This window comes from Nocardioides sp. DN36 (genome assembly GCF_055380375.1).
Genome location: NZ_AP043823.1, coordinates 2,890,028 through 2,908,765, shown reverse-complemented (window position 1 = coordinate 2,908,765; position 18,738 = coordinate 2,890,028). Strand labels below are relative to the sequence as shown.

The 18,738-nt window shown below is 73.4% G+C and carries 20 protein-coding genes; 9 read left to right on the top strand and 11 right to left on the bottom strand.

Features of this window, described 5'->3' with window-relative positions; genetic code table 11:
- The first annotated feature begins 22 nt into the window (after nucleotides 1-22).
- Nucleotides 23-1,198: an MFS transporter gene (locus tag ACZ43H_RS14835; RefSeq protein WP_464584032.1), complete on the top strand. Its 1,176-nt coding sequence runs from the start codon at nucleotides 23-25 to the stop codon at nucleotides 1,196-1,198.
- Nucleotides 1,199-1,201: 3 nt separating this feature from the next.
- Here ACZ43H_RS14835 and ACZ43H_RS14830 read toward each other — a convergent pair whose 3' ends face one another.
- From ACZ43H_RS14830 to msrA, 4 genes are all read right to left on the bottom strand, one after another.
- Nucleotides 1,202-2,551, bottom strand: a complete 1,350-nt coding sequence (locus ACZ43H_RS14830) for an ABC1 kinase family protein (protein WP_464584030.1) — start codon at nucleotides 2,549-2,551, stop codon at nucleotides 1,202-1,204.
- A 100-nt stretch (nucleotides 2,552-2,651) separates the two neighbouring features.
- Complete coding sequence (locus ACZ43H_RS14825) at nucleotides 2,652-3,740, bottom strand: ScyD/ScyE family protein (protein ID WP_464584028.1); 1,089 nt, start codon at nucleotides 3,738-3,740, stop codon at nucleotides 2,652-2,654.
- Between the two features lie 165 nt (nucleotides 3,741-3,905).
- On the bottom strand, nucleotides 3,906-4,262 hold the full coding sequence (locus ACZ43H_RS14820; protein WP_464584026.1) for a YciI family protein: 357 nt from the start codon (nucleotides 4,260-4,262) through the stop codon (nucleotides 3,906-3,908).
- A 132-nt stretch (nucleotides 4,263-4,394) separates the two neighbouring features.
- Nucleotides 4,395-5,039 carry a peptide-methionine (S)-S-oxide reductase MsrA gene (msrA, locus tag ACZ43H_RS14815; protein ID WP_464590836.1) on the bottom strand — a complete coding sequence of 215 codons (645 nt, stop codon included), beginning with the start codon at nucleotides 5,037-5,039 and terminating at the stop codon, nucleotides 4,395-4,397.
- Between the two features lie 134 nt (nucleotides 5,040-5,173).
- Between msrA and ACZ43H_RS14810 the strand changes: the two genes are divergently transcribed.
- Genes ACZ43H_RS14810 through ilvA form a run of 4 tightly spaced genes read left to right on the top strand, consistent with a single transcriptional unit; the run spans nucleotide 5,174 to nucleotide 10,356 of the window.
- Nucleotides 5,174-6,337 (top strand): cystathionine gamma-synthase, encoded by a 1,164-nt coding sequence (locus ACZ43H_RS14810; RefSeq protein WP_464584024.1) that lies wholly within the window; start codon nucleotides 5,174-5,176, stop codon nucleotides 6,335-6,337.
- Nucleotides 6,324-7,775, top strand: a complete 1,452-nt coding sequence (locus tag ACZ43H_RS14805) for a glutamate mutase L (RefSeq protein ID WP_464584022.1) — start codon at nucleotides 6,324-6,326, stop codon at nucleotides 7,773-7,775. Before ACZ43H_RS14810 ends, ACZ43H_RS14805 begins: the two co-directional genes overlap by 14 nt.
- A gap of 9 nt (nucleotides 7,776-7,784) precedes the next feature.
- Nucleotides 7,785-9,149, top strand: coding sequence for an AI-2E family transporter (locus ACZ43H_RS14800; RefSeq protein WP_464584020.1), 1,365 nt, complete (start codon nucleotides 7,785-7,787; stop codon nucleotides 9,147-9,149).
- Nucleotides 9,142-10,356, top strand: coding sequence for a threonine ammonia-lyase (gene ilvA, locus ACZ43H_RS14795; protein ID WP_464584018.1), 1,215 nt, complete (start codon nucleotides 9,142-9,144; stop codon nucleotides 10,354-10,356). Before ACZ43H_RS14800 ends, ilvA begins: the two co-directional genes overlap by 8 nt.
- 163 nt (nucleotides 10,357-10,519) lie before the next feature.
- On the opposite strand, the gene greA is transcribed toward ilvA, so the two are convergent.
- Both greA and ACZ43H_RS14785 read right to left on the bottom strand, forming a co-directional pair.
- Entirely contained in the window at nucleotides 10,520-11,029 is a 510-nt protein-coding gene (gene greA / locus ACZ43H_RS14790; protein WP_379177599.1) for a transcription elongation factor GreA, read from the bottom strand.
- A 186-nt stretch (nucleotides 11,030-11,215) separates the two neighbouring features.
- Nucleotides 11,216-11,623: a DUF4307 domain-containing protein gene (locus ACZ43H_RS14785; RefSeq protein ID WP_464584016.1), complete on the bottom strand. Its 408-nt coding sequence runs from the start codon at nucleotides 11,621-11,623 to the stop codon at nucleotides 11,216-11,218.
- Between the two features lie 70 nt (nucleotides 11,624-11,693).
- Between ACZ43H_RS14785 and mca the strand changes: the two genes are divergently transcribed.
- On the top strand, nucleotides 11,694-12,590 hold the full coding sequence (mca, locus tag ACZ43H_RS14780) for a mycothiol conjugate amidase Mca (RefSeq protein ID WP_464584014.1): 897 nt from the start codon (nucleotides 11,694-11,696) through the stop codon (nucleotides 12,588-12,590).
- Nucleotides 12,591-12,602: 12 nt separating this feature from the next.
- Nucleotides 12,603-12,890 (top strand): hypothetical protein, encoded by a 288-nt coding sequence (locus tag ACZ43H_RS14775; RefSeq protein ID WP_464584012.1) that lies wholly within the window; start codon nucleotides 12,603-12,605, stop codon nucleotides 12,888-12,890.
- 22 nt (nucleotides 12,891-12,912) lie between these two features.
- Here the strand turns inward: ACZ43H_RS14775 and ACZ43H_RS14770 are convergent, their stop codons facing one another.
- A complete protein-coding gene (locus ACZ43H_RS14770; RefSeq protein ID WP_464584010.1) occupies nucleotides 12,913-13,530 on the bottom strand; it encodes an SAM-dependent methyltransferase in 618 nt (205 codons plus the stop codon).
- Between the two features lie 166 nt (nucleotides 13,531-13,696).
- On the opposite strand from ACZ43H_RS14770, the gene ACZ43H_RS14765 reads away from it, so the two are divergent.
- Nucleotides 13,697-14,692, top strand: coding sequence for an Acg family FMN-binding oxidoreductase (locus tag ACZ43H_RS14765; protein ID WP_464584008.1), 996 nt, complete (start codon nucleotides 13,697-13,699; stop codon nucleotides 14,690-14,692).
- A gap of 11 nt (nucleotides 14,693-14,703) precedes the next feature.
- Here the strand turns inward: ACZ43H_RS14765 and ACZ43H_RS14760 are convergent, their stop codons facing one another.
- On the bottom strand, nucleotides 14,704-15,681 hold the full coding sequence (locus ACZ43H_RS14760; RefSeq protein WP_464584006.1) for a YihY/virulence factor BrkB family protein: 978 nt from the start codon (nucleotides 15,679-15,681) through the stop codon (nucleotides 14,704-14,706).
- A gap of 113 nt (nucleotides 15,682-15,794) precedes the next feature.
- On the opposite strand from ACZ43H_RS14760, the gene ACZ43H_RS14755 reads away from it, so the two are divergent.
- Nucleotides 15,795-16,448, top strand: a complete 654-nt coding sequence (locus ACZ43H_RS14755; protein WP_464584004.1) for a DedA family protein — start codon at nucleotides 15,795-15,797, stop codon at nucleotides 16,446-16,448.
- 4 nt (nucleotides 16,449-16,452) lie between these two features.
- Here the strand turns inward: ACZ43H_RS14755 and ACZ43H_RS14750 are convergent, their stop codons facing one another.
- The 3 genes from ACZ43H_RS14750 to ACZ43H_RS14740 all read right to left on the bottom strand — a co-directional run bounded on the left by ACZ43H_RS14750 (nucleotide 16,453) and on the right by ACZ43H_RS14740 (nucleotide 18,736).
- A complete protein-coding gene (locus ACZ43H_RS14750; protein ID WP_464584001.1) occupies nucleotides 16,453-16,971 on the bottom strand; it encodes a GAF domain-containing protein in 519 nt (172 codons plus the stop codon).
- 102 nt (nucleotides 16,972-17,073) lie between these two features.
- Entirely contained in the window at nucleotides 17,074-17,766 is a 693-nt protein-coding gene (locus ACZ43H_RS14745; RefSeq protein WP_464583999.1) for a RibD family protein, read from the bottom strand.
- Entirely contained in the window at nucleotides 17,759-18,736 is a 978-nt protein-coding gene (locus ACZ43H_RS14740; protein ID WP_464583997.1) for a lysylphosphatidylglycerol synthase domain-containing protein, read from the bottom strand. Before ACZ43H_RS14740 ends, ACZ43H_RS14745 begins: the two co-directional genes overlap by 8 nt.
- Between the last annotated feature and the right edge of the window lie 2 nt (nucleotides 18,737-18,738).

The following is an 18,738-nucleotide window of genomic DNA, read 5'->3' as shown; positions in this document are numbered from 1 at the left end:
CGGGGCGTGATGGAATCCGCCCGTGAACCTCGGGAACGTGCCGCGACTGGTCTGGGTGCTGGCGGCGGGGAGGTTCGTCAGCTCGACGAGCTCGTTCCTGATGTTGTTCCTGACCCTCTACCTCACCGGCCCCCGCGACCTGCCGGTCACCACGGCCGGGCTGGTCGCGGGTGGGTACGGCGTGGGGATGCTGCTCGGCAACTTCACCGGCGGTCGGTGGGGCGACCGGTTCGGGCACCGGCGCGCGCTGATGCTCTGCTCGACCGTCGCCGGCCTGGGGGTCGCAGCGGTGCCGTGGCTGCCGGTGGCGGTCCTCGCGGTGGCACTGCCCGTGCTCGCCTACCTGGCGGCGACGGCCTCGGTCTCCAACGGGGCCCTGGCCGCGCTCGCGGTGGAGCGCGGCGACCGGCGCACGTCGGTGGCGATCAGCCGGGCCGCGTCCAACGCGGGCTTCGTGATCGGGCCGCCCCTGGGTGCGCTGATCGTGGCACAGAGCTACGACGCGCTGTTCGTGGTCGACGGGCTGATGACGCTCGCGGTGCGCTTCGCGGTCGCCCCGCTGCTGCCCCGCGACGAGCCGCACCTCGGTGCCGGCCGCGGGGGTCCTGGTCTGTGGCAGGCGCTGCGTGCGGACCGAGGCCTGATGGCGCTGCTGCCGGCCGTGGTCCTCGTCGACCTGGTCTACCGGCAGCTCTACACGACCCTGCCGATCCACCTGCGCGACCAGGGACAGCCGGTCGCGCTCTACACGGCGCTGGTCGCGATCGGCTCCGGGCTCATCCTCGTGCTGGAGGTCCCGGTGGCACTGCGGCTGCGCCGGTTCTCGTCGTACCCGATCATCGCCACCGGCTACGCGCTGGTCGGCGTCGGCTTCGCGTTGTTCGGGCTGCCCGTCTCCGCGGCCACGGCGGTCCTGGCCATGGTGGTGCTCACCGCCGGTGAGATCCTCTACAAGACCACGGCGACCGCGCACGTGCTCGACGCGGCGCCCGACCACCTCGTGGGGCAGTACCAGGGCCTCTACACCGGCGCCGCCACCAGCGGCACCATGCTCGCCGCGCCGCTCGGCACGGCCGTGTACGCCGTCGCGCCCGGCCTGCTCTGGCCCGCGTGCGGTGCGGTCTCGTTGCTGGCGGCGTCGATGGTGCTGGCCTCGCGCCGGTTCGCGCACCGGGACGACGGGCTGGTCGAGGTGTAGGGGTCAGGTCGACGAGCCGGCGGGGTCGGCGAACCCCGGGAGGTACTCCTCCAGGATCGCCCGGAACGGCGCCTCCGCCTCGAGCTGGCTGAGCAGGCCGACGCCGCCGAGCCAGGTGCGGTGGATGAGGAGGTACGCCGGCGGCAGGTTCAGCTTCATCGCGACCGTGTACGACGGCTCCCGCGGGTCGTTGATGCGCGCGAACTGGGCGCGCATCCACTCCCGCGAGAAGCGGAACCGCTCCACCCGGGTGGGCTCGACGAACGGGCCGAGGTACTCCAGCAGGAGGTCGGGGTCGACCTTCATGTTGGGCTTGATGAACCCCTCGCGGCGCAGCCCGTCGACCAGCTCGTCCTTGTCCTCGGTGGCGGCGACCCGGATCAGTCGGCCCATGGCCTCGGGCAGCCCCTCGGTGGGGAGCCGGGCGACCGCCCCGAAGTCGAGGACGCCGAGGCGACCCGGCTCGCCGTCCGGACCGGGGAGGATGCGGAAGTTGCCGGGATGGGGATCGGCGTGGAGCATGCCGGTGCGCGCCGGCCCGGAGAACAGGAAGCGCACCAGCAGCTCGCCGTAGTGGTCGCGCTCCTCCTGGGTGCCCTCGGCGATGATCGTCGCCAGCGAGGCCGGGCTCTCCATCCACTCGGTGACGAGCACGGTGTGGCCGACCGCGACCACCGCAGGGACGACGATGTCGGGATCGTCGGCGAAGGCGTCGTGGAAGGCGGTCTGCGCCTGCGCCTCGAGGTGGTAGTCGAGCTCGTCCTCGGCGCGGGCCTGCAGCTCGGCGATGAGCGGCTTGATCTCGACCCCGGGCACGAGCGTGCCGACCGTGCGGGCGAGCCGGGCCAGCTGACGCAGGTCGGCGCGCAGCGCCTCGCCGGCACCGGGGTACTGCACCTTGACCGCGACCTCGCGGCCGTCGTGCCAGCGGCCCTTGTGGACCTGGCCGATGGAGGCGGCCGCCGCGGGGCCGCCGTCGAGCCAGACCAGCTGGTCGCGCCAGTCCGGCCCGAGATCGTGCGCGAGGACCTCGCGCACCGTCTGGGTCGGCATGGGGGGCGCGGAGTCCTGCAGCCGGGTGAGCTGGTCGCGGTAGGGGCCGGCGACCTCGTCGGGGAGCGCGGCCTCGAGCACCGACAGCGCCTGGCCGAACTTCATGGCGCCACCCTTGAGCTCACCGAGCGTGCGGAACAGCTGCTCGGCGGTGCGCTGCTGCACCTCGCTCATCACCGCCTCGGCGGGCTTGCCGCCGAGCCGCTTGCCGAGGCCGAGCGCGCTGCGACCCGCGTAGCCCAGGGGCAACGCGGCAAGCCTGGCCGTCCGTTTGGCCGCGTTGCGCGGGAGCTCGGTCATCGCCTCGATGGTATCGGCCGGCTGGTGATCCGTCCCGGCACGGCGACGGGCCCTCGCCCCCCGGGCTGGGGGGCGAGGGCCCGTACTCTCGCGGGAGGCGTCACCGGATGTAGCGGACCACCTTGCCGTCGGGCGCGCCGTTCTCGGGCGGCAGCGCGTCCTTGGTCGCGTACACGCTGCCGTTCGCGATCTCAACCGCGGCCGGCAGGTTGGCCTTGGCGAAGGTCCAGACCTTCGACGACCCGGCCCGGGTGCCGACGATCTTGTTGGCGAACAGCTCGGCGATGCGCAGGCCGCCCTTGGCCGTCACGGCCAGTCCGGTCGGGGTGGACAGACCGCTGAGGATCTCGGTCTGGTGGCCGTTCCACTGGTTGATCCGGTGCACCGCGCCGAGCGGGAGCTGCTCACCGAGGCCGCCGCCGAGCGTGGTCACGAGCAGCTTGCCGTCGTGCCCCATCTCCACGTCGGTCGGCACCGACTCGCCGTAGTAGGTGAGCCCGACGACGCAGTCGGGGGCGCCGAGCGCCTTGGCGAGGTCAGCGGTGATCTCCACCGGCACCGCGGGGGTGACGGCCACCGTGCGGATCTTGCCCGAGCGGGAGACCGCGAGCACGGCGTTCATGCCGGCGTCCGCGACGTAGATGGTCTTCCGCGTCTGCAGCGTGGCGTACGGGTGCGAGTCCAGCTGTCCCGGGTAGACCGGCGGTCCGAACTGGTCGGTCGGCCAGTCCGCCGCGCACTCGTCGCTGATGCCGCGAACTCCGTAGGTGATCGTGCCGTCGGGGTTGTTCGCGTTCTCGTAGGCCCGGATGTGCGCCAGGATCGCGGCCTTGCCGCCCGGCCGCAGCACCTTGAGCCAGGAGTCGGTGTTGGTCTCGCCCGAGCCCTCGGTCTCGGTGAACACCACCCGGCCGTGCCGGACGGACACGCCGCCGACCTCGTTGCCACCGGAGGCGTAGACGGTGCTCGCCTTGCCGCCGTGGACCTTGCTGAGGAGGCCGGCGAAGTTCTGGCTGACGTAGACGCTCTTGCCCTCGACGGCCAGCGTGAGCGGGCCGACGAGACCGCGTGCCAGGACGACCTTGCCGGCCGGTCTGGCTGATGGCTCCGCGGCGGACGGGAGCGCCGACAGGGCGCCGGCCGTGACGGCCGCGACGGCCGCGACTGCGATCAGGCGGGGTGTGCGCATGGGCTTTCCTCCGTGCGATGGGGTTGGTGCTCCCACCCTTCGCGGCTCGGGCCGCGAGCGCATGCCCCATTTTCAGGTACTTCTCAGGAAAGTCTCGACCTCAGGGGCGTCCCGGTGGGACAACCCGCCGGACCGGCCGGGTGCCCCGCCGTACGACGCCCTCCGTCACCGGGCCTCGGGCATCGTCCCGAACCGGCGCACCTCCTGGGGCCAGCCGCACGCCTCCGCGATCCTGCCCGCCCACATCCTGGCCCTCTCCTCGTCGGCGACGTCGACGACGGTCAGTCCGCCCAGCCACTCCTTGGTCTCGGCGTAGGGCCCGTCGGTGAACGTCAGCGTGCCGCTCGTGGCATCGGCGCTGAAGACCGGGCCGTCCTCCACCAGGCCGCCGGCGAAGACGTACTCCCCGGCGGCCCTGATCTCGTCGACGACCGCCCGGGCGAGTGGCCCGCGCCCGCGGAACCACTCCTCGGGGTGGTCGCCCACCCACTGCTGGTTGAAGTAGATGAGGTACTCGGCCATGTCCGCCCCTTCGCTGCGGCGGACCCCGTGCCCGCCTCCACCTACGCTACGAACGGGTCAGGGCGGATACGACACCCCCACGCAGGAAACTCCACGCCGGTCTCCGCGCGGGCGTGACCTCGGGGGCCGTGCTCAGGCCGTCGCGGGGAACTTCACCCCGGTGTTCGCGTGGCAGCGGTAGCCGTGGGGGTTCTTCGCGAGGTACTGCTGGTGCACGTCCTCGGCGTAGTAGTACGTCGGGGCCTCACGGATCTCGGTGGTGATCTCGCCGAGGCGACGCCGGCGCAGCTCGTCGCCGTACACCTTCGTCAGCTCGCGGGCGACCTGCTCCTGCTCGGGGCTCGTGAAGTAGATCGCCGAGCGGTACTGCGTCCCGACGTCGTTGCCCTGGCGCATGCCCTGGGTGGGGTCGTGCACCTCGAAGAACGCCTTCACCAGGTCGGCGTAGGACACCTGCGCGGGGTCGTAGACGACCCGCACGGCCTCGGTGTGGTTGGTGCGCCCGGTGCAGACCTCCTCGTACGACGGGTTCGGCGTCGTGCCGCCGGCGTACCCGACCGAGGTCGACCACACGCCCGGCACCTGCCAGTAGACCTCCTCGGCGCCCCAGAAGCAGCCGAGCCCGAAGAGGGCGACCTCGTAGCCGGCGGGCGCCTCGTCGGTCACCAGCGGGGTGCCGAGGACACGGTGCTTCTCGGCGAGGTGGAAGGTGCGCTCGCTGCGGCCGGGCAGGGCCTGGTCGGGGGAGACGAGCTCGGACTTGTGACGGCTGAAGATGGACACGGGTCCTCCTGTCGGGAGCCTCGGGGCTTTCACCAGTCTGCAACAACGGCGGGGGCCCGCTCGTTCCCGCAGGCGGTCACGTCACCACCTCGTAAGACTCCGGCCGACCCGGTGGATAGCGTGGCCCCATGAGCGAGCAGCAGCACAGGAGCAAGTCCGGCTTCGAGACGCGTGCGATCCACGCCGGCTACGAGCCCGACCCGATGACCGGCGCGGTGATCCCGCCCATCTACGCGACCTCGACGTACAAGCAGGACGGCGTCGGCGGCCTGCGCGGCGGCTACGAGTACAGCCGCTCGGCCAACCCCACCCGCACCGCCCTCGAGGGCGCGATCGCGGCGCTGGAGGAGGGGGAACGCGGCTTCGCGTTCGCCTCCGGGCTCGCGGCCGAGGACACGCTGGTCCGCTCGGTGTGCCGGCCCGGTGACCACGCGGTCATCCCCGACGACGCCTACGGCGGGACCTTCCGCCTGTTCGACAAGGTCGAGAAGGTCTGGGGGCTCGAGCACAGCCCGGCGCCGGTCTCCGACATCGACGCCGTGCGCGCGGCGATCCGTCCCGGCGAGACGAAGCTGGTCTGGGTCGAGACGCCCACGAACCCGCTGCTCAACATCGGTGACATCGAGGCGCTCGCCGCGGTCGCCCACGACGCCGGCGCGCTGCTGGTCGTCGACAACACCTTCGCCTCGCCGTACCTCCAGCAGCCGCTCACCCTGGGCGCCGACGTGGTGCTGCACTCCACCACGAAGTACTGCGGCGGCCACTCCGACGTGGTCGGCGGTGCCCTGGTCGTCCGCGACCTCGAGCTCGCCGACAAGGTGACGTTCCACCAGAACGCCATGGGCGCGGTGCCCGGTCCGTTCGACGCGTTCCTGACGCACCGCGGCCTGAAGACCCTCGGGGTCCGCATGGACCGTCACTGCGACAACGCCGAGAAGGTCGTCGAGTTCCTCACCGGGCACCCGTCGGTGAGCCAGGTGATCTACCCCGGGCTCGAGGAGCACCCCGGCCACCGGGTCGCCGCGAAGCAGATGAAGCGGTTCGGCGGCATGGTCTCCTTCCGTGTCACGGGCGGCGAGGCCCAGGCGCTCGCGGTCTGCGAGAAGGCCGAGGTCTTCACGCTGGGCGAGTCCCTCGGGGGCGTCGAGTCCCTCATCGAGCACCCGGGCCGAATGACCCACGCCAGCGTCGCCGGCACCGACCTCGAGGTCCCCGCGGACCTGGTCCGGCTCAGTGTCGGCATCGAGACCGCCGACGACCTGATCGCCGACCTCGACCGTGCCCTCGGCTGACCCGACCCCGGCCCCGGCGACCGCGGTCTGCGTCGACTTCGGTTCCACCTTCACCAAGGCGGCGCTGGTCGACCTGGCCGAGGGGCGCATCCTCGCCTCGGCGTCGCACCCCACGACCCTGCCCCGGCCGGACGGCGCCGGCGACGTGCTGGACGGGTACGACGCCTGCCTGGCCTCGCTGGTCGCCGCCGATCCGCGGGCGGCCGATGCCGAGGTGCTGGCCTGCTCGAGCGCGGGCGGTGGCCTGCGGATCGCCGTGGTCGGCAACGAGGAGCTGGTCACCGCCGAGGCGGGGCGCCGGGTCGCCCTGTCCAGCGGCGGCAAGGTCGTGGACGTGATCGCGGCCGCGGGTCGTGCGGGTGAGACCACCCTTCGAGACGGCTCGTCCCTCGCCTCCTCAGGAACCTCGCCGTACCGCACCCTGAGCCGCACGACCCGGCCGGACGTGGTGCTGCTGACCGGCGGGACCGACGGCGGGAACGCCGAGGTGCTGCTGCAGGCGGCTCGCGACCTGGTGGCGTCGGGCTGGCGCGGGCCGGTCGTGGTGGCCGGCAACGTCGACGCCCGTGAGGAGGTCGGCGAGATCCTCCGCGACGTGCCGCACGTGCTCGCCGACAACGTGGTCCCGCGGATCGGGGTGCTGGCGCCCGACTCCGCCCGGTCGGCCATCCGCGAGATGTTCCTGTCCCACGTGATCGGCGGCAAGCACCTGAGCAGTCGCGCGGACTTCACGGCGATGGTCCGGGGGGCCACCCCCGACGTGGTGCTCACCGGCGTCGAGCTGCTCGCCCGCGGCCTCGACGACGCGCACCCGGGCGTCGGCGACGTGGTCGTCGTCGACGTCGGCGGTGCGACCACCGACGTCCACTCGGTCGTCGAGGTCGACCCGGAGGACGCCGGCCTGGCGCGCGAGGTCGTGGCGACCACGCCGGTCACCCGCACCGTCGAGGGCGACCTCGGGATGCGCTGGTCCGCGGTCACCACCGTCGCCGAGGCCGGCCTCGACGAGCTGACAGAGGCGGCGGCGCTGCGGCAGGCCGACCCCGGCTTCCTGCCCGAGGACGACGCCGGCTGCGACGCCGACGAGGCCATCGCCCGGGCGGCCGTGGGCCTCGCCCTGCGCCGGCACGCCGGCCGCTCCCGGGTCGTGGTCAGCCCCGAGGGACGCGTGGTGGAGCGCAGCGGCAAGGACCTCCGCGAGGTCGACCTGCTCGTCGGCTCGGGCGGCGTGCTGCGCAACGGGCGTCCCGGTGTCGCCGAGCGGGTGCTCGGCGACAGCGTCGGCGCCGGGCTCGAGGGCGGCTGGCAGCTGCCCGAGCGCGCCCGCGTCGTGGTCGACACCGACTACGTGCTCGCGGCCGCCGGGCTGCTCGCCGAGCGGCACCCGGAAGCGGCGTACCGGCTGGTGCTGCGCGTGCTCGACCAGCCGGGTGGATAGCCTGTCGCGGTGAGCAACGAGGCTGACGGCCCGGGCCGCCACGACCCCGCCGGGCAGGCGGGCCAGGGGCTGGACACCGGTGGGGGCGAGGGGCGGCGACGGCTGCCGATCATCGGGCTGCGCTCACGCGCCGAGGAGGACGAGGGCATCGCCCAGCGGCTGGCCCACCAGTGGGCGCAGATGCGGGACGAGCGCCGCTCCGAGCCGGTCCCGATCACCCCCGGGACGTCGAACTTCAGCCGGGCCCAGGTGCCGTGGGGCCTCGACCTGGCCGCCGCGTGGGGCTGGCGGTTCCTGGTCATCGTGGCGGCCGGGTACGTCATCTTCTGGGCGATCGGGTTCTTCGCGGTCGTCGTGCTGCCCGTGGTCGTCGCGCTGCTCATCACCGCCCTGGTCAGCCCCGTCGTGGCCGGGCTGCACCGGCTCGGGCTGCCGCGCGGGCTGGCCTCGATCCTCGTGGTGATCAGCGGCATCGCGTTCGTTGCGGCGCTGCTCACCTTCGCCGGCCAGCAGGTGGCGAACGGCGCCAACGACCTGGCCGACCAGACCGTCAAGGGGCTCGACGAGGTCAAGCACTGGCTCAAGACCGGGCCGCTGCACGCCACCGACTCCCAGATCAACCACTACATCAGCCGGTTCCAGAAGGCGATCACGCCGTCCACCGACGGTGGCTCCATCCTGGGCCGGGTGACCGAGGTCGGGACCGCGCTGGGCCACGTGCTGGCCGGCTTCTTCATCGTGCTGTTCTCGACGTACTTCTTCCTCGCCGACGGCGAGCGGATCTGGGCCTGGATGGTGCGCCTCGCGCCCCGCGCCGGTCGGGCGCACGTCGACAGCTCGGGCCGGGTCGCGTGGATCTCGCTGACCCAGTTCGTGCGGGCCACCGTGATCGTCGCGGCCACCGACGCGATCGGCATCATGATCGTCGCGTCGGTCCTCGGCGTGCCGTTCGTGCTGGCGATCGGCGTGCTGGTGTTCCTCGGCGCGTTCATCCCGATGGTCGGTGCGACGGTGGCCGGCACGGTGGCGGTCCTGGTCGCCCTGGTCGACCAGGGGCCGATCACGGCGCTGTTCATGCTGGGCGGCGTGATCCTGGTCCAGCAGATCGAGGGACACGTCCTGCAGCCGTTCCTGATGGGCCGGTGGGTCTCGGTGCACCCCCTCGGTGTCATCATCGCCATCGGCTGCGGCGTGCTGGTGGCCGGCATCCCAGGCGCGCTGGTCGCCGTGCCCCTGGCTGCCGCGGCCAACGCGGTGGTCCAGCACCTCGCGAGCTACACCGCCCCCGGTGACGACGCCGAGGACGAGCTCGACGAGGACTATGCGGAGATGGGCGAGGAGCCCCCGAACGAGGAGGCCCTGGAACATGAGTGACGTCCCCACGGTGACGCTGGACGACATCCTGTCCGCGCGTCGGACCCTGGAGGGGGTGTCGGTCTACACCCCCATGGAGGAGTCGCGCTGGCTCTCCGCCTTCGCCGGCGGACCGGTCAGCCTCAAGTGCGAGAACCTCCAGCGCACCGGGTCCTTCAAGGCCCGCGGCGCCTACGTGCGGATCTCCCGGCTGTCCGAGGAGGAGCGCGCGCGCGGCGTCGTCGCCGCCTCCGCTGGCAACCACGCGCAGGGTGTCGCGCTGGCCGCGCAGCTGCTCGGCATCAAGTCGACCGTCTTCATGCCCGAGGGTGCGCCGATCCCCAAGGAGAAGGCGACGCGGGGGTACGGCGCGGACGTGATCTTCCACGGCCGCTACCTCGAGAACGCGCTCGAGGCCGCCCACGAGTTCGCCGCCGAGACCGGGGCCGTGCTGATCCACCCCTTCGACCACGTCGACATCGTCGCCGGGCAGGGCACCGTCGGCCTCGAGATCCTCGAGCAGGTCCCCGACGCGCAGACCGTGCTGGTGCCGACCGGCGGCGGGGGACTGCTGGCCGGTGTCGCGATCGCGGTGAAGTCGCTGCGTCCCGACGTGCGCGTCATCGGTGTGCAGGCCAAGGGCGCCGCGGCGTACCCCGACTCGCTGGCGCAGGGGCACCCGGTGCCGCTGGAGTCGATGACCACCATGGCCGACGGCATCGCGGTCGGCCGGCCGGGGGACATCACCTTCGCCGCGGTCCGCGACCACGTCGACGAGATCCTCACCGTCTCCGAGGACTCGATGTCCCGGGCCCTGCTGGCGCTCCTGGAGCGGGCCAAGATGGTGGTCGAGCCGGCCGGCGCCGCCGCGGTGGCCGCCATGCTCGACCGGCCGACGGAGTTCACCACGCCCACGGTGGCCCTGCTCTCGGGCGGCAACATCGACCCGCTGCTCCTCGGCAAGGTGATCCGGCACGGCATGGCCGCCGCCGGCCGCTACCTCAACCTCCGGGTCTGCATCCCCGACGTCCCCGGCGGCCTGGCCACCCTGCTCACCGAGATCAGCGCCGCCGGCGCCAACGTGCTCGAGGTCGTCCACGAGCGCATCTCACCCTCGCTGCACCTCGACGAGGTGGAGGTCCACCTCCAGCTCGAGACCCGGGGCGAGCCGCACGCCGAGCAGGTCACCTCCCGCCTGCGCGAGCACGGCTACCGCGTCTTCCACTGACCCCACCGGATAGTCCGGCACGTTTGCGATCGGATGGTCCGGCACGTTTCGACGGGCCGGGGGTGTCGAAACGTGCCGGACTATCCGTCGGGACCCCGAAATGGGCTCGAGCCGGCGGCAGCTCTCGCGAGCTGGCGCCGACTCGAGGTGAGGGCGGGGTGGGTCAGCCGGTGTAGGGCTCCGCGCCCACGATGACGACCTCGAGGGTCTTGCCGTTGGGGGCCTCGTAGGAGACGGTGTCGCCGACCTTGGCGCCGATGATGGCCGAGCCGAGGGGGGACTGGGGGGAGTAGACCTTCAGGCCCTCGACGGAGTCCTCGATCTCGCGGGCGCCGAGCAGGAAGGTCTCGGCCTCGTCGTCGTCGTCGCCGACGAACTTGTAGGTGACCTTCATGCCGGGGGAGACGGTGCCGTCGTCCTCGGGGGTCTCGCCGACCTCGGCGCGCTGGAGCATGTCCTCGAGCTGGCGGATCCGGCCCTCGACCTTGCCCTGCTCGTCGCGGGCGGCGTGGTAGCCGCCGTTCTCCTTGAGGTCACCCTCGTCGCGCGCAGCGCTGATGCGGGCGATGACCTCCTGGCGCACGGGACCCTTGAGGTTCTCCAGCTCGGCCTTGAGCTTGTCGTAGGCCTCCTGGGTCAGCCAGATCGTGCCCTGCTCGGTGGACTGCGTCATGGGTACTCCTCCTGGGAATACTCGAGGGTGGCGGATCGACCGCCGCATCGTCGGTGCTGCTGGGCCGGTCGGGTGGCCGGGAGCCGCCCTCGACGGGGCCGACCCCAGGCGTGCGAGCCCGCGTCTGGACCCGTCCCCGGAACAGTCAGAACGGACAGTTTAACAACTCGGGGCCCGCGACGCAGGTCAGCGCGGTCGCGGCTGCCCCGGGGCCGTGCACCCGATCAGCTCCACCGAGGTCGCGCGGCGCTCGGTCCGCACCGTCTCCTCCAGCGGCTGGTCGGCGCCGTACTCCGGCGTGAACGACAGCTCGCCGACCACGGTGTGGTCCTCGGCGAAGGCCCGCAGCAGGCAGCTCGCCTCGACGTCGGCGTCCTTGAGGCGGACCTCCACCTTCGCCGTCGCCTCGTGCTCGCCCTCCACGGAGTAGCCGACCATCTCGGAGTCCACGGCCGGGGTCGAGTGGACCCACGCGGTCCAGCCGAGCCAGCCGAGGAACGCGGCCGCGACCACGACGCTGAACGTGATCGCCGCGCGTCGGCGCCAGGGTGCGGGTGCGCCGTACCGGTCGCCGAGGGTGTCCTGCGTGGTCACGCCCACATGCTCGCACCCGGGGGGTGGCCTCCGCGGACCGGGCCGCGGCCGCCCGCCTACGATGAGACCCATGCCGCACGCCCTTCGTACCGGCCCGCGCGCCGGGCTCCGCCTGATGCACGTGCACGCCCACCCCGACGACGAGTCGAGCAAGGGTGCCGCGACGACCGCGAAGTACGTCGCCGAGGGCGTCGACGTGCACGTCGCCACCTGCACCGGCGGCGAGCGGGGCTCGATCCTCAACCCCAAGATGGACCGCCCCGACATCCTCGAGAACATCAGCGAGGTCCGGCGCGAGGAGATGGACCGGGCCCGCGACATCCTCGGCATCCGCCAGGACTGGCTCGGCTTCGTGGACTCCGGCTGGCCCGAGGGGGACCCCAAGCCGCCGCTGCCGGAGGGCTGCTTCGCGCTGGTGCCGCTCGAGGAGGCGACCGCGCGGCTGGTGCGGCTGATCCGCGAGTTCCGGCCGCACGTCATGACGACGTACGACGAGCGCGGCGGCTACCCGCACCCCGACCACGTGATGTGCCACAAGATCTCGGTGGCGGCGTTCGAGGCGGCCGGCGACCCGGAGCGCTTCCCCGACCTCGGCGAGCCCTGGCAGCCGCTGAAGCTCTACTACCACCACTCGTTCAACCGCCCGCGGATGCAGGCGCTCCACGACGCGATGCTCGCCCACGGGCTGGAGTCGCCGTGGGAGGAGCGGCTCAAGGAGTGGAAGCCGGAGCCCGAGTGGGACGCCCGCATCACCACCCGCGTCCCCTGCGGCGACTACTTCGGGGTCCGCGACCAGGCGCTGCTGGCGCATGCCACCCAGATCGACCCCGACGGCTTCTGGTTCGCCATCCCGCGGGAGCTGCAGGAGAAGGTCTGGCCGACCGAGGACTACGAGCTCGTGGTGAGTCACGTCTCCACGACCACCCCGGAGGACGACCTGTTCGCCGGCATCGACACCCCCGCCTGAGAGACTGGTCCCATGCCGTTCGACGCGCTCCTCGCCAGCCCGGTGCTCAGCCCGGTGCTGCCCTTCGTCATCAGCCTCGTCGACGAGAGCCCGGAGCCCGAGGACGTCAAGGCCGGATGGACGGCCTTCGCGATCTTCCTCCTGCTCGCGGCCGCGGTCGTCGTGCTCGGCTTCAGCCTGGTCAAGCAGCTGAAGAAGGCGCAGGCCGCCAAGGACGCCGGGGTGTACGGCGACGAGCCCGAGCAGCCCGCGGCCGAGCCCCGGAACCTCGACCAGAACCACGACCAGCCCTCCGCCTGACCCGACCCGCCGGCCGGCCCGGTCAGCGGGTGCGCACCAGCCGCACGAGGCAGTCCCAGGCGGTGCGTGACTCGTCCCCACCGTGCCCGTCGGCCACGGTGCGGGCCACGCGTCCGGCCCGCCGGGTCTCGAGCTCGGACCCGGCCAGGTCGTCCAGCACGTCCTCGGCGGTCATCAGCACCGCCGGGTCCTGAGGTCCGCCGGTGCCCTCCGCCAGGTTGGTCGAGTCGTGGGCGACCAGCAGGAACGTCCCGCCGGGGCGCAGGGCCGCGAACGCGGTGCGCACGGCCGCGCGGCGCTCCTCGGCGGGCAGCTGCAGGTAGGCGATCACCGCGAGGTCGTACGCCGCGTCCGGCTGCCAGGTGGTCGCGTCGGCGCACACCCACGTGACCGACCCGGCGAGCTCGCGGTCCGCCGCGAGGCGTCGGCCCTTCGCCAGCCCGACCTCCGAGAAGTCGACGGCGGTGACGTCCCAGCCGTGCTCGGCGAGCCAGATCGCGTTGCGGCCCTCGCCGGCCGCCAGGTCCACGGCGCGCCCCGGGGCCAGCCCCTCGAGCTCGGCGGCCACGAACTGGTTGGGCGTCACCGACCACACCAGCTCAGCGGCGGCGTACCTCTCGTCCCACTGCGTGGCGTCCATGGCGCCACGCTACTGCGCCGGGGGACGCGGGAAACGTCCGTTCGTCCCACCGCGCTGGGACCTGGTGCCCTGCTCGCTGCAGCGGCCGGACGGGAGGCTGCTGGGGGCACGTCACCGAGGCCCGCCGCAGGAGGAGTCGCGAGATGAACGCTCGAGGAGCACGACGATGAGGGGGTCCGCAGCCGTCCCCAGGCCTGCCCGCACCGCCCTCCCGTTCCGCGAGGTCGTCGAGCTGGCCTGCCGCGCGCCGAGCGTCCACAACACCCAGCCGTGGGTGTGGCGGGCGGGTGGCTCGCGCCTGCGCCTGTTCGCCGACCGCAGCCGCCAGCTCCCGCACGCCGACCCCGACGGTCGGAGCCTGGTGATCAGCTGCGGGGCCGCGCTCCACCACGCGCAGGTCGCGGCTCGAGGGCTGGGCTGGGAGGTCACCGTGGAGCGGTGCCCCGACCCGGACGACCCCGACCTGCTGGCCACGCTGGACCTGACCCCGGGGCGTGTTGTCCCCGCGGCCGAGGAGCAGCTGGAGGCGCTGCGGGCGCGCGCCACCGACCGGCGCCGGTTCACCTCGTGGCCGCTCCCGGCCGAACGGCTGGACCGGCTCGCCGAGCAGGCGCGGGAGTGGGGCGCCCTGGTGGTCTCGCTGGTCGACCCGGCGAAGCAGACCGACGTGGAGGAGATCCTGGTGCGTGCCGAGGAGGTCGAGCGGGCGGACCCGGCGTACGCCGCCGAGGTCGCGCCCTGGGTCCGGGCCGAGGGACCCGAGGGCGTGCCGGCGTCCAGCATCCCGGAGATCAACCCGCACCGGCCCGCGATGCCGTCGCGCTACCACGAGGGAGCGCTGGCGGACCCGCAGGTCGAGAAGGTGGAGTTCGTCGAGGGGCTGCTCGCGCTGGCCACGGTCGACGACGACCAGGTCTCCTGGCTGCGGTGCGGCGAGACGCTCAGCGCCCTCTGGCTGGCCGCGGTCCGGCACGGGCTCTCCCTGCTGCCGCTCAGCCAGCCGACCGAGGTGCCCGAGACCCGCGAACGGCTGCGCCACGACGTGCTCGATGGCCTCGGCCGGCCACAGCTGCTGGTGCGGCTGGGCTGGCAGGAGATCACCCGCGACGAGCTGCCGCGGACGCCCCGGCGCCCCGTGGAGGAAGTCCTCCGGTTCGACTGACGAGGCCCTGCTCAGTCGCCCACGACGTGGCCGTGCGGGCGGCCCGGGTCGTCGTACGCCGGTCGGTGCTCCCCGGCGCGCAGTGCCTCGAGCTGGGCGCAGACCGCGACGCCGTAGAAGAACGCCATCGCCGAGAGCAGGGACCACAGCAGCAGCGCCACGATGCCGGCCAGCGGTCCGTAGGTGCTGCCGAAGGACGAGCTGAGGTGCACGTAGACCGCCAGGGCGCCGGTGGCGAGCAGGGTCAGGACCACGGAGACGAACGCGCCCAGGGCCAGCCAGGACAGCGCGGGCTGGCGGCGCCGTGGGGCGTGGTCGAGCAGGACGGCGATGGCGAAGACCAGCAGGGCGACACCGACGGGCCACCGGACGACCTGCCAGACGAGCAGCTGGTCGTGCGTCCAGCCGTACTGGCTGGTCATGGCCTCGCCGAAGGACCCACCCGCGACGAGCATCAGGAAGCCCACGCCCACCGGGCCGGCGAGCACGCCGGTGAGCACGGCCGCCCGGCCGTACTTCGCCAGGGCCGGCCGGTCGCGACGGATCCCGTAGATGCGGTTGGAGCCGCGCTCGACCTGCGCCATGGCGGTCGTCATGGAGACCAGTGCGAAGCCCAGGCCCAGCACCAGCGCCAGCTCACCGGCCTCCTCGCTGGTGTTCGACCCGCCGACCGCGCCGGCGAGGGCGTCACCCCCGTCGGAGCCGGGGGAGACCTTCTGGATCGTCTCGGCGACCACCCGGGCCGGGCGCTCGTGGTCGAGGTCCGCGGCCAGGCCGGTCAGCGCGAGCAGGAACGGCACCACCGCCAGGCACGCCTGCAGGGCCAGCGCGCGACTGTTGGTGAACCCGTCGCCGTACCGGAACCGGACGAAGGAGCCCACCGCGATCCGGCGCAGCCCGTGGTGCCGAACCAGGCGCCACGCGTCCTCGGCGTCGAGCTCGTCGCCGTCCATCTCGGTGGTGACGGGGACGGTCCGTGCGGTGGTCATGCGCTGAGCCTAGGAGGCCACCCGGCCGGGCGCCCCACGACCTTCACCGGGTCCTCATCCGTGGGTCGTACCGTCGGGAGCAGGGGCCGCACCGGCGGTCGGTGGGAGTGGACATGGGCAACCTGGTCGGGCACGTCACCTCGCTGCTGACGTCGGTCCCCGCCCCGCTGGCCCTGGCCGTCATCGGTGCCCTGGTGTTCGCCGAGGCGGCGCTGTTCGTCGGCTTCGTGCTTCCGGGGGAGACCGCGGTGCTGCTCGGCGGGGCGCTCGCCGCGAGCGGGCACCTGTCCTTCACCGAGCTGCTGGTCGTGGTGGTCGTGGCGGCGATCGTCGGCGACAGCGTCGGCTACGAGGTGGGCCGCAAGGCCGGTCCCCACCTGCTGGAGTCGCGGCTGCTCAAACGACACCGGGCACGGCTGGAGGTGGCCCGGTCTCGGCTGCAGCGCAAGGGCGGCGTCACGGTGGTGGCGGGTCGGTTCACCGCCCTGCTGCGGGCCGTCACGCCCGGGCTGTGCGGCATGAGCGGGATGCCCTACCGCCGCTTCCTCTTCTACAACGCGCTCGGCGGACTCGCCTGGGGCACCGCGGTCTGCGTGCTGGGCTTCGTGGCCGGCAAGTCCTACCAACGGGTGGAGGCCAGTCTCGGCGGCGTGGGTGCGGTGCTCCTGCTGCTCTTCGCCGTCGCCGGCGTGGTGCTCTGGCACCGGGGCCGGGCCGCGAGGACGGCGGCGGCGCTGTCGGACCGCGACGACGAGCCGACGGGATGACGGCTCAGTGCACCAGCGGGTTGCCGTCCGACCGGAAGTTGGGCGCCCACGGCGCCCCGGAGATCCCGATCGCCGCGAACGAGGCCGCGGCCACCGCCGACAGGCGCTGGAGCCCCTCGACCTCGTGGTCGGTCGGCACGTCCACCTCCTGCCAGTAGGCGCCGATCGCGCCCACGGCGGGGGTCCCGATCGGCACCATGACCAGGCTGCGCACGAACGTCGGCCGGTAGGCCTCGCGCGGGATCCGCGGGGAGACGTCGATGTCGGGGACGACAGCGGGCAGGCCGTGCATCATCGCCCAGCCGCTGATGCACTCCGCCATGGGGAACCGCTGTCCCTTCCAGAGCGGCGCGATGGCGTCCTCGTCGGCGTAGAAGCAGCGGTCGTCCTCGCGCAGCACGAAGGTGGCGCCGTCGGCGTGCGCGATCCGGCGTGCAGCCGTGCGCACCACCGCTCCGACGTCCTCGAGGCTGCGGGCGCTCTCCAGCGCCCGCACCTCGCTCGTCGTGGGTCCGTTCCTCACGTCAGCTCACCTCTGAACCGCAGCTCCCCCGTACACCTTGCATGGCGAGCGTACGCCGTGGGGTGGGCGTGGGGCGACGGTTGGCGGCCGGTGGGTCGCGCCTCAGGCGTCCCCGAAGCGCTGCGACAGCGCGTAGCGCAGCAGCACGACGTCCCCGATCGGGCGGGTCTCGACCAGGGTGGCCCGACGCCCGTCCCGCCAGGGGAACTGCCCGTCCCCGACGAAGCGTGCCGCGCGCGGGTCGCCGACGAACAGCGGCGCCACCACCACCTGCAGCTCGTCGACGAGGTCGGCGGTGAGGAACTGGGTGAGCACCGACCCGCCGCCCTCGACCAGCAGCCGGCGGACGCCGCGACGGTGCAGGTCCTCGCCGACGCCGCGCATGTCGACGCAACGCCCACCGTCCACGACGGTGGCCACCTCCGACAGCCGCCCGCGGGCGGCGTCCACGGTGCCGCTGGGGCAGTAGACGAGCTTCGTGCAGTCGCCGGTGCCGAAGAAGGCGGCGCACGGGTCGAGCCGGGCCTGGCGGGTCACCGTCACCTTCGTCGGGCTCTCGGGGAGGCCGGCCGCGCGCCGCTCGAGCACCCGCACGGGTGAGCGGACCAGTAGTCGCGGGTCGTCGTTGCGGACGGTGGCGGCTCCCACCAGGATCGCGTCGCTGCCGGCGCGCACCTCGTCGACGCGGTCGAGGTCGGCCGCGTTGGAGAGCAGCAGCCGGGTGTCGGTGCCGTCGTCGAGGTAGCCGTCGAGGGACATGGCGCAGCTGAGCACCGTGTAGGGGCGGTCAGCCATGGGCGTACGCCGCCTCCCGGTCCTGCCGGCCGCGGCTGCGCGCGAGCAGCAGCGCCGCTCCGGGAAGCGTCGCCGCCAGGGCCAGCACGCCGTAGACGACGGCCACGGTGACGCCCTGCTCGGCGCCCGCGCCCGCCGCGGCGAAGGCCCACGCGGCCACGCCCTCACGCGGTCCCCAGCCGGCGAGGTTGACGGGGAACGCGGCGCCCAGCAGCACCAGGCCGGCCAGCGGCAGCACCCGATCGGGCGGGACCGTGACCCCCGCGGCGTGCACGGCGACGACGAACACCGCCGTGTGGCCGAGGACCGCGACGGTGGACGCGACCAGGATGCCCGGCAGCACCTCCCGCGCGAGCAGGACGTGCCGGATCTCGGCGGCCGTGCGGCGCAGTGCCGAGGGTGTCGCTGCCGGCCGCGGACCGACGACCGGTCCGAGGACCGATCCCAGGACCAGTGCTACCGCCAGCACCCCGACCAGCACGGCGAGCACCAGCGCGAGGAGCGCCGCGTGGCGGCATACCGGCGAGGGCAGCAGGAGCAGCACCAGCAGCGTCAGGGAGACCTGGACCACCTGCCCCGCGCAGCGCTCCCAGACGACCGAGCGCACCCCCCGGCCCAGGTGGCCGGCATCGTGGCCGTGGCGGACCGCCCGGTGCGCGTCGCCGAGGACCCCACCGGGGAGGGTCGCGTTGAGGAACTGGGCGCGGTAGCACGCGGCGACGGCGGCGCCGACGGGTACCTCGACCCCGAGCCGCCGGGCGACCAGGCTCCACCGCCAGGCGCAGGCCAGGGTGGTCAGCGCGGTGAGCGCGAGGGCCGCGGCCAGGGGAGCCGAGCCGGTGCGGCGCAGCCCGTCCAGGAACGGGTCGATCCCGACCTCGGCGACCAGCGCGGCGAGCAGGACGGCCCCGGCCACCGGCCGCGCCCACCGGCGCACCCGGACCCACCCGTCACCTCGCGACCGTCCCATGC

Excerpts from the sequence above, each read along its gene's own strand:
- ACZ43H_RS14830 (WP_464584030.1), bottom strand. The coding sequence starts at position 2,551 with ATGACCGAGCTCCCGCGCAACGCGGCCAAACGGACGGCCAGGCTTGCC.
- ACZ43H_RS14825 (WP_464584028.1), bottom strand. The coding sequence starts at position 3,740 with ATGCGCACACCCCGCCTGATCGCAGTCGCGGCCGTCGCGGCCGTCACG.
- ACZ43H_RS14820 (WP_464584026.1), bottom strand. The coding sequence starts at position 4,262 with ATGGCCGAGTACCTCATCTACTTCAACCAGCAGTGGGTGGGCGACCAC.
- ACZ43H_RS14810 (WP_464584024.1), top strand. The coding sequence starts at position 5,174 with ATGAGCGAGCAGCAGCACAGGAGCAAGTCCGGCTTCGAGACGCGTGCG.
- ilvA (WP_464584018.1), top strand. The coding sequence starts at position 9,142 with ATGAGTGACGTCCCCACGGTGACGCTGGACGACATCCTGTCCGCGCGT.
- greA (WP_379177599.1), bottom strand. The coding sequence starts at position 11,029 with ATGACGCAGTCCACCGAGCAGGGCACGATCTGGCTGACCCAGGAGGCC.
- mca (WP_464584014.1), top strand. The coding sequence starts at position 11,694 with ATGCCGCACGCCCTTCGTACCGGCCCGCGCGCCGGGCTCCGCCTGATG.
- ACZ43H_RS14775 (WP_464584012.1), top strand. The coding sequence starts at position 12,603 with ATGCCGTTCGACGCGCTCCTCGCCAGCCCGGTGCTCAGCCCGGTGCTG.
- ACZ43H_RS14770 (WP_464584010.1), bottom strand. The coding sequence starts at position 13,530 with ATGGACGCCACGCAGTGGGACGAGAGGTACGCCGCCGCTGAGCTGGTG.
- ACZ43H_RS14765 (WP_464584008.1), top strand. The coding sequence starts at position 13,697 with ATGAGGGGGTCCGCAGCCGTCCCCAGGCCTGCCCGCACCGCCCTCCCG.
- ACZ43H_RS14760 (WP_464584006.1), bottom strand. The coding sequence starts at position 15,681 with ATGACCACCGCACGGACCGTCCCCGTCACCACCGAGATGGACGGCGAC.
- ACZ43H_RS14755 (WP_464584004.1), top strand. The coding sequence starts at position 15,795 with ATGGGCAACCTGGTCGGGCACGTCACCTCGCTGCTGACGTCGGTCCCC.
- ACZ43H_RS14745 (WP_464583999.1), bottom strand. The coding sequence starts at position 17,766 with ATGGCTGACCGCCCCTACACGGTGCTCAGCTGCGCCATGTCCCTCGAC.
- ACZ43H_RS14740 (WP_464583997.1), bottom strand. The coding sequence starts at position 18,736 with ATGGGACGGTCGCGAGGTGACGGGTGGGTCCGGGTGCGCCGGTGGGCG.